Below are 12874 nucleotides of genomic sequence, written 5' to 3' on the forward strand. Positions count from 1 at the left end.
CTTAGACCAAGCCCTTGCTTCCGCTATTTAGCCGATGTCTTAATGTTGACGCCGACCGCCGTCCCGTTTCTGCTTGAATCGGCAACCCCCATAAACGTTCTGTTCTCCCGGTCAATGAAAATACTTTGGACATTGCCGATATCAACCGGATTCGCACCGAATCTGTGGCCGAAGTCATTGAGCTTCAGTCTGACATCCTCCGGCATTCCCGATTCATAGCGGTAAGAAGTCAGGCTGTTCGTATAGATTCTCGGCTCTTCAATCGCATCCTGAAGGCTCATGCCGTACTCAAAATAATTCAAGATCGTCTGGAAAACGGAAGCAATGATCGTCGTTCCTCCCGGGGAACCAACAGTCAGCACCGGTTTTTCGTCTTTAAAAACGATCGTCGGCGTCATGCTTGAAAGCGGCCTTTTATTCGGCTGAACTTCGTTCGCTCCGCCTGGAACCGCATCAAAATCGGTCAGTTCATTGTTTAAAAACAGTCCGTACCCGGGCACTAAAATCCCCGTTCCAAAAAGCTGTTCAATCGTAGTCGTATAAGAGACAACATTGCCCCACTGGTCCGTGACGGTAAAATGCGTCGTCTCCCCGATCGTCTTATCTTCAGGCTGAGGCACGATCTCATAATTCGGCTCTCCCGCCTCGTATTTCCATGGATCGCCTGCTTTCACATCGCGGTTCATCGAATCAAGGCTGATCAGCTGCTGCCGCTCCTTAATATAATCGGGATCGAGCAGCCCTGAGAGCGGAACATCGACAAATTCCGGATCGCCCGCATATGCCGCCCTGTCCGCATAGGCGAGGTGCATCGTTTCCGCGAGCAGATGATATTTTTCAAATGATTTTGGATCGTATTGGGATAAATGAAAATCATCAATCAATTTCACCATCTGCAGCATGAACACTCCGCCTGAACTTGGAGGAGGCATGCTTGCGATATCATAGCCGTGGTACTCGCCCCAGATCGGCTTATCTGTTGTGACCTCATAGCGGGACAGGTCATCAGGTGTCATCGAACCCCCGAAATCCTGCACGACATCTGCTATCGCCCGGCCGATTTCTCCATCATAAAAGGCTTTTGACCCTTCTTTCCGTATTAATTTAAACGTCTTGGCCAAATCCTTTTGTACGAGGATATCACCTTCTTTCAAAGGTTCACCGTCGGGAAGGAAAATATCCTTTGCGGCCGTTTTGCTGAGCTTGTCCTGATGGTCCTTTATCGCATCGGCCAAAACCGAATCGATCGGGAACCCTTCTTCTGCAAGCTTAACGGAAGGCGATATCAAGTCTTCCATTTTCTTCGTTCCCCACTTTTTATGCGCTGCTTCGAGCCCTTTCAGCGTTCCCGGCACACCGACCGCATTTCCGTGTCTCGACCTTTCTGAAAAAGGAATCACCTTTCCGTCTTCATCCAAAAACATGTCAGGTTCGGCACCCTGTGGAGCACGCTCCCTGCTGTTGACGATCGACGTTTCCTTCGTCTCGCCATCGTAGACCATCATGAATCCACCGCCGCCGATTCCCGACATCATCGGCTCCGTTACATTCAGAGCATACTGAATCGCAATTGCTGCATCAATGGCATTCCCGCCCTTTTTCAACACTTCGGCTCCGATTTTTGATGCAAGCGGATGGGCCGTAGCCACCATACCGTCTTTCCCGACGGCGACTTTATCACCATCTCCGCCGCTCATAACCCCTTCTGCTTTTGACACCGGACTGAAAAAGCAACCAACCGCCAAGCAAATCGCAACAACTAAGAAAGCTAACCGTCTCATCAGATCACCTTCCTTTCCAGTTTATTACTACTATAACAGGAAAGTGAACTGAAAATAAGGAAAACTCCCAATTTTCTATTTTTTTGAACCTAAACTCCCAAATTCCTCAAAAAAATCCTGTCATTCGTTCTTTTGACACAATGAGCTGAAAGGAGAAAACGCCTATTATCATCATAAAATCCCGGATGGCAGCTGGTGCTTGCGCCCACCTAAAAGATGTGAATATCTAAAAATTAAATGGTTTTTTTCGACTGCACCTGTTTTTTTTCGACAAAAAGTTATATAATATTTTGATGTGTGCATTGTCTCATTTAAACAATGGAGGGTTACAAATGTTGAAAAGAAAAAAAGACAAGTTTTCCGTGCTTTTGACGGAAATTGCAAAAAATTTAGACGAAACAGCTGAGTATTTTGTTAACTATAAAGTGACGAATCAGACAACCCTTAAAGAATTCGCGGATACCTTAAAAGAGTATGAGACAAAAGGAGATAATTATGTACATACGATGATTAAGGAGCTGAACAAAGCATTTATCACGCCGATCGAACGCGAAGACATCCTTCAGCTTACAAACAGCCTCGATGATGTACTCGACGGTATCGAACACTTTTCAGCCATGATGGAAATCTTCTCGATCACATCTTCAGATGAGCATATTGATAAATTCAGCGGCTATATCAGAGAATGCGCAAAAGAAATTCTGTTGACAATTGAATTGCTGGCGGAAAATCGCCTGACAGAAATTCAGCCGCACGCCATTAAAATTAAAGAATACGAACATAACTGCGATAACCTGCACCGCAAATCGCTGAAGAATCTTTTCGGGAAAGAGACCGATCCGATTAAAGTGATCCAGTACAGGGAAATCTATGAGACGCTAGAAGAAATCGCAGATTCATGCCAAAGTGTAGCAAACAATTTAGAAACCATCATAATGAAAAATGCGTAACGAGGGATTATAATGGATCTTTTATTTGTATTAACCATACTGATTGTCATCTTTGCTTTGGCATTTGACTTTATCAACGGTTTTCATGATACGGCAAATGCGATCGCCACCTCGGTATCGACAAAAGCGTTAAAACCAAGGCACGCCATTATAATGGCGGCAGTTATGAACTTCGCCGGCGCCATGACGTTCACAGGCGTAGCGAAAACCATTACGAGCGACATCGCCGACCCTTTCAAACTGGAAAACGGATCGGTCGTGATCCTTGCAGCTCTTATCGCAGGCATTACATGGAACCTGGTGACTTGGTATTTCGGCATTCCCAGCAGCTCATCCCACGCGATCATCGGAGCGATTGCCGGAGCTGTCATCGCATCGGAAGGATTCGCCGCGATTAAATACCACGGATTTATTAAAATTATCGAAGCACTTATATTATCGCCCGTTTTGGCGTTTGTTTTAGGATATTTGATCTACAGCATCGTCAAAGTCATTTTTAAGAACAGCAATCTGGCCAAAACGAATAAGCGGTTCCGGCGCGTTCAAATCGCGACAGCTGCCATACAGTCCTATACACACGGCACGAACGATGCACAGAAAGCGATGGGTATCATTACGATGGCTTTAATTGCGGGTAACTTGCACAGTACAACTGACATCCCGTTCTGGGTGCAGCTTGCATGCGCCACAGCCATGGGACTCGGAACATCTGTCGGCGGCTGGAAAATCATCAAAACCGTCGGCGGAAAAATCATGAAGATCCGTCCCGTCAACGGTGTCTCTGCAGATTTGACGGGAGCCCTCATCATCTTTGGTGCGACGATCGTCCATTTGCCTGTCAGCACGACACACGTCATTTCTTCATCCATTTTAGGCGTAGGCGCTTCCCACCGGGTGAAAGGCGTAAACTGGGGCACCGCAAAACGGATGTTGATCACATGGGTCATTACCCTTCCCATTTCGGCAACCATCGGTGCATTTGCCTATTTCATACTAGATTTATTCTTTTAATCAGCACACTCCCGTCCGAATCCAGGACGGGAGTTTTCATGTTTAAAAGAAAGCCGGCATAACAATAGAATAGGAACTGCACTATTTCTCGGGAAGAGGGAAACCAGTTATGCTGCTATTTTATCAATTCCTTGTTTGGCTCATTGTATTGGCGCTGGCTCTGTATGTGGCTGCCGTGTGGCGTTTTGAAAAAAAGCTCACCGAAAAAACGGTCGCGATCCGAAAAACGTGGTACCTGCTTTATGTTATCGGCGCCGTGATTTATTGGACGCACGATCCTCAGTCGATTTTCACAAACCCGCTTCATTACCTGATCGTTGCCGTTTTTTTCACGCTGACAGACGCTTTTATTTTCTTAAACGCTTACTTTAAAAAGCTCGGCAGCTCCGAACTCGCGACAGACACAAGAATGCTTCTCGAAGAAAACAACGACCTCCTCCACACATATCAAAACAGGCTGAAAACGTTTCAATACCTATTGAAAAACGAACCGATCCACATCTATTATGGAAATATAGAAGCATATGCAGAAGGGATCGAAAAGCTCATCAAACGATTTGCCGAAAAAATGAATATATCCGCTGCACTTTGCGAATATAATTCAGAAGAAAGCAAGGATCATTTGCTTGAGCATATGGAAAACCGCTTCGATGTTCAAGAAAAGCTTGAGCGCAAAGACGTTTATTATGAAGAAAACGGAAAAATGGTCCTCATTCCTTTTTCCATCCACAATTTTGACTATGTCATGAAGTTAACCTCAGAAGACCTTGTCACAGAATTTGACTACCTCCTGTTTACTTCTTTAACAAGCATCTATGATCTTCTGCTACCAAACGAAGAGGACGGTGACGACTGATGGAGCCTGCTTTTCAGCAAGACCATGAAAGCGCAAAAAAGCGCCTCGCCTTTAAAATGTTTAAAAAGCAATCCAAAACCAATATCGCGAAATACGAAGTCAGCCCCCATACCGAACGGATTTTCCGGCAAAACGAACGGCTGATCGGCGAGTATAAAAGAAAAAAAGCTTAACGAGGACGGGAAAATTCTCCCGTCCTTATTCCGTTTTCCCGTTTCATACATACAATAAACCAATCAACTAAAAGCGCTGAATTAGGTGATGCTGTGAAAAAACTGAAAAAACAAGTCAAACACGTCGATTTCGCAAAATTTGGCCTGTCAGACTATACCTCTCTTCTCAGAAGAAGAAGCGAGAAAATCATTAAAACGCTGAACAAAAGAAAAAACAAACCGTGAAGCCTGAACTTTCAACCTCCTTCCCTGCTGAGAAGGGGGTTTTTTATGCCTTCAGCAGTATGTGCATCATAAAGGATGCCCCTGTCCGCCTTCTGCAACAGATTGAGGCAGCTTCTCAGAACGTATCGGTTTCACAAACAAAGCGACGCAAATAGAACCTGCCACCGCCAGCCCTCCCGCAAGCAAAAAAGCGCTTGTGAAAGCCCCGGTATACTCGACGATGTACCCTGTAACGGTCGGACCGATAATACCGGACGTATTGGCAAGAAAGTGCATGAATCCGCTCACACCCCCGACCCTGTCCGGATGAACGATATCCTGTATAATCGCCCAGTATGTGATGCCGGTCAAATACAAAAAGAAAACCGATAGCGCGACAAGGGCAACAGCTCCAAACGCAGTCGTGACAAGCCCGGCAAATCCAATGCATACCGCCGCAGCCAAAAGGCAGCACACAAGCACGGCTTTTCTCGAAAACATCTGTTTGCCCGTCAGCTTGAACAGATAATCCGATATAAATCCCCCAAGCGCGAGACCGAGAAATCCGACAACCCACGGTATCATCGTTGCAACGCTCATATCGTGTATGCTCAGCCCCCGGGCTGACGTTAAATAGCTCGGAAACCACGTTAAGAAAAAGAATAAAATATAGTTGTAAGAAAAGAATGCGAACGCCGTAAACAGCACGGTCGGCTGCTTCAAATAAAAAGACAGCGGGATGCCGGTATCCTTTTTCGGACGCGCTTCTTTTTCAGGGGACAAACTGCGGGAGTCGTCCGGCTTATCTTTCATGAATTTCATCCAGAACCAAGTCCAGATAAGCCCGATGATCATGATCAACACAAAGGAAGCCTTCCACCCCCAATGGATCGCGATCAATCCGACGATCGGTCCTGAAATGGCTCCGCCGAGCGGCGTTCCGCACATCGTCATGCCAAGCGCCCTTGCTCTTTCTTTTTGCGGAAACCAATTGTTGACCGACTTGCTCGTTGCAGCTGACAGCGGACCTTCCCCCATGCCGAAAATGACGCGGATGATAAACAGTGAGACGAAATTATATGTCAGTGCAATGGCCCCGCTGAAAACCGACCATACGACCATTGCAGCCGACAGCGTATGTTTCGCTCCATACTTATCTGATGCCCAGCCGCCGATAAAATTAAAGATGGCATATCCGATGAAAAAACTGCTAAACAGCATGCCCATCTGCGCCGGACGTATGTTCAAATCTTCCTGAATAAAAGGAGCGGCGACAGACAATGCTGAACGATCCAAATAATTAATCACTCCCGCCAGAAAAAGCATCACGATGACAAACCCGCGGCCGTTTGAAAACATGGGCAACCCCCTCTTTCCGGAATTTAGAAAACGCTTTCATTTTATGTGGTATTACAGATGGATCAACACTTTCACAGGATTGGTTTTCGGAGCAAGTGCTGATTGAAATCCGTCAACAACATCGCGGAACGCAATCTGTCCGGTAACAAACCGGTTCGCATCCGCTCCGCCATCCCTGATGGCTTGTATCACCGTCTCAAAATCGCTTCTTAATGCGTTGCGGCTGGATAAAATGGTCAGCTCCCGCTTGTGGATTTCAGGATCGGACATGACCAGATGGCCGTGAACCAGCCCAACATAGATCAGCCGGCCCCCGTGTGCGGCGTACTGATAAGCGCTGTTCATCGATCCAAGGTGCCCTGTCGCGTCAAAGACAGCCGCCGGATAATCACCGTTCGTCAACCGTTTGATCTCATCCGCCGCATGTTCTCCCGCTAATACAACTTCATCGGCTTCAGCCCATTCACGGCTATATGTGAGGCGCTCTGTTCTAACATCCATCGCGATGACTTTCGCCCCCTTCAATTTTGCGAATTTCATCACGCTGAGCCCGATAGGACCCGCTCCAACGACAAGCACCGCTTCCCCTTTTTTGATATTTGCCCTTTCTGCAGCATGGGCACCGATGCTCAAACATTCAATGACAGCAGCTTCGCTGAGCGTTAATCCTTCTGTTTTTAACAGGTGGTCTGCCGGGATGTTTATGTATTCCCGCATGCCCCCGTCTGTATGAACACCGAGGACGTTCAGATTCACGCAGCAGTTGGGCCGGCCGTGCCGGCAGGCGATGCATGTTCCGCATTCCAAATAAGGAATAATTGACACTTGATCGCCAGGCTTAAGCGTTCCGTCGGTATCATCGATGCTGACAATTTCACCGGACAGCTCGTGTCCGAGCACCCTTGGATAAGAGAAAAACGGCTGTTTTCCGCAATAAGCGTGAAAATCGGTCCCGCAAATTCCGATCCGTTTGATGCGGACCAATGCTTCCCCATCCTTAAGTTCCGGTATTTTCACATCCGTCATTTTAAAATGATAAGGCTTTTCACACACAATCTGCTTCATGTATCGGCCTCCTTTATCGCATCGTTTAGACACCGGCATAAGCCGTAAACCCGCCATCCACCGGCACTGTTATACCGGTAACAAATCCGGACATATTCTCATCCGCCAGCCAAAGCAGCGTCCCCAGCAAATCTTCCGGGCTGCCGAAACGCTTCATCGGGGTGTGAGAGATGATCTTCTTTGCCCTGTCGGTAAATTCGCCGTTTTGATCAAGAAGAAGCCGTTCATTTTGATTGGTTAGGAAAAATCCCGGGGCAATGGAGTTGACCCTAATCCCCGTTTCGGCCAGATAGACGGCCAGCCATTTCGTGAAATTGTCGATGCCCGCTTTCGCAGCGCTGTAAGCAGGCACTTTCGTCATCGGAGTTTGAGCGCTCATTGAAGAAATATTGATCACGGATGCCCCTTTTTGGTTCAGCATCATTTTTGCAAATTGCTGTGTTGGAATGAAAGAACCGAGGAAGTTTAAATTGAAAACAGAACCGACATCATCGCAGTTCAGATCAAATAATGTCTTGATGTTGTCCTGGAAGAGGTGCTCGGAGTTGAATGTTTCATCTGATGTCGTGCCATTGGGGTGATTGCCGCCGGCCCCGTTCACCAATAGATCACAGCCGCCGAATCGGTCGGCCACAACGCGCTTCGCCCGTTCAACGCTTCGTTGATTGATGACATCACACTCAACGGCAATCGCTGCGCCGCCGGCTTTTCGGATAGCTTCGGCCACGAGTTCCCCTTTTTCAACGGTTCGATTAAGAATGGCAACATTCATACCCTGCCGGCCGAGCTCTCTCGCCATCGCACCGCAAAGCACCCCGCTGCCGCCTGTGATGACCGCAGTTTTCCCCGCTAAATTTTCATGGATTTCAAGCATTTTGAAGCCTCCTGTTTTTCTCTATTGAGCGAATCCCATATGCCCCATAAATACATGATACCGAGCGCCCTGTCATACAGACCGTAGCCGGGCCTGCACTTTTCATCCCAAATGTGGCGGCCGTGATCCGGACGCACATAGCCTGAAAAACCTGTTTCATGATAGGCTTTGACAATCCCGCAAATGTCAACTGTGCCATCTTTTGTTCTGTGCGATGTTTCGATAAAATCGCCGTTTTCGTAGACTTTGACGTTTCGGATATGGGCAAATGGAATCCGGTCGGCATACGCACGGATCATGGCGGTAAGATCATTTTCGGGATTTGCGCCCAATGAACCGCTGCACAGTGTCACACCATTAGCCGGATGATCGACAAGCTGGAGAAGCCGACCGATGCTTTCTCCTGAGGTCATGATGCGCGGGAGTCCGAAAACCGGCCACGGCGGATCATCGGGATGGATCGCCATTGTGATTCCGCAGCGTGCGGCGGTTGGAATGATGTGTTCAAGAAAATAGTGAAGATGGCTCCACAAATCCTCCTCCGTCACATTTTGATAGGCTTCAAACAGCCTTGTCAGATGCTCCAGCCGCTCCGGTTCCCAGCCGGGCATCGTGAATTCGGGATGCTTGGCGATTTGATCGACAAGCGCAAAAGGATCGATTGTGTGCACCTTTGCGTGCTCATAGAACAAAGCGGTGGAACCGTCTGGAGCCTTTTTGTATAAATCGGTCCGCAGCCAGTCAAATACAGGCATAAAATTGTAGCAGATCACTTTTACGCCGGCTTTGGCCAAATTTTCAATCGTTCGCTTGTATTTTTCAATATACAGATCTCTCGTCGGCAGCCCGAGCTTAATATCCTCATGAATGTTAACGCTTTCAACAACTTCAATGTGAAAACCGTGCTGTTCACACTGCCGCTTCACTTCTAACATTTCTTCCAATGGCCACTCTTCACCTGGCGGCTGATGATGAAGCGCCCAAACGATCCCCTCTACACCGGGAATTTGCCTGATCTGCTCAAGGGTGACGGAGTCGTTTCCTTCTCCATACCATCTGAAAACCATTTTCATCACACTTCCTCCTCACCGATTCAATAAGATAAAATGATCTTTGTGACCTGATGGGGACAGTTTTTCGCTTTTTTCAATGCCTCTTCTATTTCTGTAAAAGGCATGATCTCAGTGACAAAAGATCGGGCTATTTCGGGGTTTTCATTCAAAAATTGAATGACGTCGGGAAATTGATTGACACTGTGTTTTGTTCCGTAAATTTCAATATCTTTCTTTGTGAGAAGAAGACCCGGAATCGTCACATTTTCCCCCGTTAAGCCGACAATGACAATGCGCCCGGCGGCAGCTGCCAAATGGACGGATTGCTCAATCGTCGCGGGAATCCCGGCCGCTTCGAACACAATCCCCGCTCCTTCTCCGTCTGTCAGCTTCAGAATCATTTGCTCGGCATCCTCTTCACCAGGCTGTATAACGGCATCCGCACCGAATGCTTCGGCAAGCTCAAGCCTTTCCCGTACGGGATCGACAGCGATTACACGGGAGTCAAAGCGCTTTTTAAGCTGTGCCAAAATCGTTAACCCGATCGGACCCATTCCCAATATGACAATCGTTTCGCCTGTTTGAATAGCTGCCCGCCGAACCGCCTGCGCTCCGATGGAAAACGGCTCGCACAACGCTGCGGCTGCAAAATCCATTTGCTCAGGAATCGGATGGACATGCGTTTCCGGGACAATGATAAAATCAGCGAAGCCTCCTCTGCGAACCGATCCGATCATATCGATGTTCACACAGGCGTTTGTCCTCCCTTTCCGACAAGGGTAACAGCCTCCGCACGGAATAGCCGGTTCAATTACGACCCTTTCGCCCGCGGATCGCTCCCTCACCCCGGCCCCCGTTTTTTCAATGATGCCTGCGAGCTCATGACCAAAAATCTGAGGGTACTGTGCATATGGATTTGAACCGTCGTAAAAATGCACATCACTGCCGCAAATGCCGGCGGCCTTTACCTTGACAAGGACTTCGCCGCTGGCCGGTTCGGGACGCGGAACGTCGCGAAATTCAATTGAAAATGGCTTCGTCATCACCGCAGCTTTCACATCACCACTCCTTTAAAAGCGCTTACTTTTGAAATAACCGGGAAACTCATTAATGAGCATCTGTTTATCGACGATGACCAGCTGCAAATGCTCCTCGGCAATTTTCTTAGCTTTCGCCTTCTGTTTTGTTCGAATCGCTTCTGTTAATGCCCCGTGCTGCTGATGAATGGTATTCCAGTTAAAATCGGCGGCAAGCCTTAATAAACGGATTCTTTGGAAGGGAACGTTCATCTGCTGAATCGCAGCCCAAACATTCGCTTTTCCGCAGCCTTCAAAAATCGCCTGATGAAAAGCTTCATCCAATTCAAACAAACTTTCATAGTTTTTCTGTGCAATCGATAATTCCTGCATCTTCACATTCTGCTCCAACTTAAACATAGCTTCCTCCGGAAAGTCTTCACACGCCAGTTCAGCTACAGCCTTTTCCAGGTTTTCCCGCATAAACCTCGCTTCCTCCACCAGATCAAGATCAATTAGCGATACGCGGGTTCCTTTCTGCGGATAGACTTCGAGAAGCCCTTCTCTCGACAGCTGCAAAAAAGCCTCTCTGACCGGAGTGCGGCTGACTTCATACCGTTCTGAAATCTCTTTTTCCGATATCAGCTCACCCGGCACAAGCCGAAACTTCATGATTTCTTCCTTCAGCATCTGATAGATTTGGTCTCTGACAGACCGCGGGTTTAACTGTTTCATTGTCATGACTCTCACCTCCTCTCTGCCATACTACCATACAAGTATGGTTGTGAATATATATTTTTGAAAATTTTAAAAATATAAAGGAACTTTAAAAGTTCCTTTATTTCAAGAGAGCAAGGATTTTCGCTTTTGTCTTCGGTCCGTATATTCCGTCCGCCCCCAAACCGTACATCAGCTGAAAACGTTTCACCGCGTTTGCCGTCTTCACTCCGTAGTATCCGTCGATCCCGTGGTTTTTGGCCCCTTTATCAGGGTAATAATAAAGAGCCGCAAGGGCTGTCTGAATTTGTGTGACGGCCGTTCCTTTCATCAGCGGGCTTTTCACCTTATAAATGCCGGCGGGAAGAGTCCATGTCTTGCTCTTACCGCCCGCTGACGCTTCAGCGGCTGTGAGGGCTTTTTCAGTTGCCGGGCCGTAAATGCCATCGGCTTTAATTCCCGCTTTCTTTTGTAAAGAAGCAACCGCTTGCACCGTCTCGTTTCCGTAGCTTCCGTCCGCCCCGTATTTGGGCAGCGAAAAACCGGCCGCGATCAAGCGCGTTTGCAGCTTTTTCACATGAGCGCCTGACATTCCTTTTTTGAGTATAATGCCCGACGATGAGCTTGTTTTGCTGGTGGAGGCAGCCGACACGGATACGGTTTTCGTTCCCAAAATGGCGTCTACTCTTTTACGGAAAGCTGACAATTGGCCGGCATCTTTCACCCACGGGGTTGGACAGCTTTTGTTGGTGACATCGTAATGGCGGACAATCCGATCTGTGGACAAACCGTATGTCTTGCACAAATCCGCTACAAGCTCCGCCGCATTGCGAATCGTCTCCTCATGGATGGTACCGTCTTTTTCCACGCACATTTCGACCCCGAGCGCCATGGTATTGGCATTCGGCTTCAGGAAGCTGACATAGCAGCGGTTTTGATCATGCGCATGATAAGCGACTTCCTGATCGGGAATAACATGCTGTGCCTCATGGCGGTCGACAAAATAGTGAGCCGAGGCATAACGCTTGTCAATAATGCAAGTGCCATTGAAATAATTGCGCTCATTTAAAGCGGAAGCCCCGGGCGTCGCCGTCCAATGCATGACAATTCCATTGACTGCCGCAAGCTTCAGCCCGGGACGGGTGTATTGATTGACTTTTACAAAGTTCTTGATGACTTTGACCAAACTTCATCATCCCTTTTCACATTCAATTCAGAAAGCCGCCTCAAAGACGGCTTCATTTCGTTAAACCTTTTTTCTGTAAAACCTCTTGTTGCATTTTCCCTTTGCTCGTCACATAGTTGTTCTTATACCAGGCAACCAGTGATGCAACGATCGTAAAAGCCGCAGACCCTGCCGAATACAGGGCATCCGCCAATGTATGAATTTGATCTTCGGCGACCGGTAAAACCGGCTTTCCAAACATGATCAACGTCTGATTGACCAGCGCAATAAAAAGAAGCACCGTCCTGACGACCGTGCCTTTGTCAATATGTTTCATCATCTTGTCCTCCCTTATTTCTGCAATAAATTATAAAAAACAGCGATCGCTCCGCCGATGATGCCGGTGCTGACCGCTGTAATGATCGCGCCTGTGATGCTGCGCTTGATCCAAGTTGTATTCTCTTCGATTTTGTTCAGCTTTTCGTTAATCGAGATGATTTGCTGATCGTGGCGGTCTGATGTTCGTTCGAGTGTGCTGACGCGCTGTTCGAGTGATTTTTGATCAGCTTTCATTTCCTGAACTTCTTTTTGGAAGATATCCAGTTCTGGTGCTTCCAGCATTTTAATTCCCTCTCTCATATTGTTTAAATG

At 47.7% G+C, this 12874-nt stretch carries 15 protein-coding genes; 5 read left to right on the forward strand and 10 right to left on the reverse strand.

From position 1 onward, the window contains the following. Positions 1–23: 23 nt before the first annotated feature. Positions 24–1781 (reverse strand): gamma-glutamyltransferase, encoded by a 1758-nt coding sequence (ggt, locus tag M1E03_RS14535; protein ID WP_458110488.1) that lies wholly within the window; start codon positions 1779–1781, stop codon positions 24–26. Positions 1782–2113: 332 nt separating this feature from the next. On the opposite strand from ggt, the gene M1E03_RS14540 reads away from it, so the two are divergent. The 5 genes from M1E03_RS14540 (at position 2114) to M1E03_RS14560 (ending at position 4996) form a co-directional block, all read left to right on the forward strand. After that, entirely contained in the window at positions 2114–2731 is a 618-nt protein-coding gene (locus M1E03_RS14540) for a DUF47 domain-containing protein (RefSeq protein ID WP_023856737.1), read from the forward strand. Positions 2732–2743: 12 nt separating this feature from the next. After that, positions 2744–3742: an inorganic phosphate transporter gene (locus M1E03_RS14545; protein ID WP_023856736.1), complete on the forward strand. Its 999-nt coding sequence runs from the start codon at positions 2744–2746 to the stop codon at positions 3740–3742. 109 nt (positions 3743–3851) lie between these two features. Continuing rightward, the gene (locus M1E03_RS14550; protein WP_458110489.1) at positions 3852–4598 is read left to right on the forward strand and encodes a type II toxin-antitoxin system SpoIISA family toxin; all 747 of its coding nucleotides are present in this window, start codon (positions 3852–3854) and stop codon (positions 4596–4598) included. Beyond that, a complete protein-coding gene (locus M1E03_RS14555) occupies positions 4598–4771 on the forward strand; it encodes a type II toxin-antitoxin system SpoIISB family antitoxin (RefSeq protein WP_023856734.1) in 174 nt (57 codons plus the stop codon). Before M1E03_RS14550 ends, M1E03_RS14555 begins: the two co-directional genes overlap by 1 nt. Positions 4772–4864: 93 nt before the next feature. Continuing rightward, the gene (locus tag M1E03_RS14560) at positions 4865–4996 is read left to right on the forward strand and encodes a hypothetical protein (protein ID WP_023856733.1); all 132 of its coding nucleotides are present in this window, start codon (positions 4865–4867) and stop codon (positions 4994–4996) included. Between the two features lie 66 nt (positions 4997–5062). Here the strand turns inward: M1E03_RS14560 and M1E03_RS14565 are convergent, their stop codons facing one another. The 9 genes from M1E03_RS14565 to M1E03_RS14605 all read right to left on the reverse strand — a co-directional run bounded on the left by M1E03_RS14565 (position 5063) and on the right by M1E03_RS14605 (position 12844). Next, positions 5063–6334, reverse strand: coding sequence for an MFS transporter (locus M1E03_RS14565; protein ID WP_026579844.1), 1272 nt, complete (start codon positions 6332–6334; stop codon positions 5063–5065). Positions 6335–6385: 51 nt separating this feature from the next. Next, on the reverse strand, positions 6386–7399 hold the full coding sequence (locus tag M1E03_RS14570) for a zinc-binding alcohol dehydrogenase family protein (RefSeq protein WP_065643293.1): 1014 nt from the start codon (positions 7397–7399) through the stop codon (positions 6386–6388). 25 nt (positions 7400–7424) lie between these two features. Further along, the gene (locus tag M1E03_RS14575) at positions 7425–8273 is read right to left on the reverse strand and encodes an SDR family oxidoreductase (protein ID WP_023856787.1); all 849 of its coding nucleotides are present in this window, start codon (positions 8271–8273) and stop codon (positions 7425–7427) included. Beyond that, on the reverse strand, positions 8249–9346 hold the full coding sequence (uxuA, locus tag M1E03_RS14580) for a mannonate dehydratase (RefSeq protein ID WP_458110490.1): 1098 nt from the start codon (positions 9344–9346) through the stop codon (positions 8249–8251). The genes M1E03_RS14575 and uxuA overlap by 25 nt, the downstream gene beginning before the upstream one ends. Positions 9347–9366: 20 nt before the next feature. Next, positions 9367–10383: a zinc-binding alcohol dehydrogenase family protein gene (locus tag M1E03_RS14585; RefSeq protein WP_023856729.1), complete on the reverse strand. Its 1017-nt coding sequence runs from the start codon at positions 10381–10383 to the stop codon at positions 9367–9369. Between the two features lie 12 nt (positions 10384–10395). Next, positions 10396–11082 carry a GntR family transcriptional regulator gene (locus tag M1E03_RS14590; protein ID WP_023856728.1) on the reverse strand — a complete coding sequence of 229 codons (687 nt, stop codon included), beginning with the start codon at positions 11080–11082 and terminating at the stop codon, positions 10396–10398. Positions 11083–11179: 97 nt separating this feature from the next. Next, on the reverse strand, positions 11180–12244 hold the full coding sequence (locus M1E03_RS14595; RefSeq protein ID WP_026579848.1) for a peptidoglycan recognition protein family protein: 1065 nt from the start codon (positions 12242–12244) through the stop codon (positions 11180–11182). 52 nt (positions 12245–12296) lie between these two features. Further along, complete coding sequence (locus tag M1E03_RS14600; RefSeq protein WP_026579849.1) at positions 12297–12560, reverse strand: phage holin; 264 nt, start codon at positions 12558–12560, stop codon at positions 12297–12299. A 14-nt stretch (positions 12561–12574) separates the two neighbouring features. Beyond that, complete coding sequence (locus M1E03_RS14605) at positions 12575–12844, reverse strand: hemolysin XhlA family protein (protein WP_026579850.1); 270 nt, start codon at positions 12842–12844, stop codon at positions 12575–12577. Between the last annotated feature and the right edge of the window lie 30 nt (positions 12845–12874).

This window comes from Bacillus sp. PK6-013, assembly GCF_054161445.1.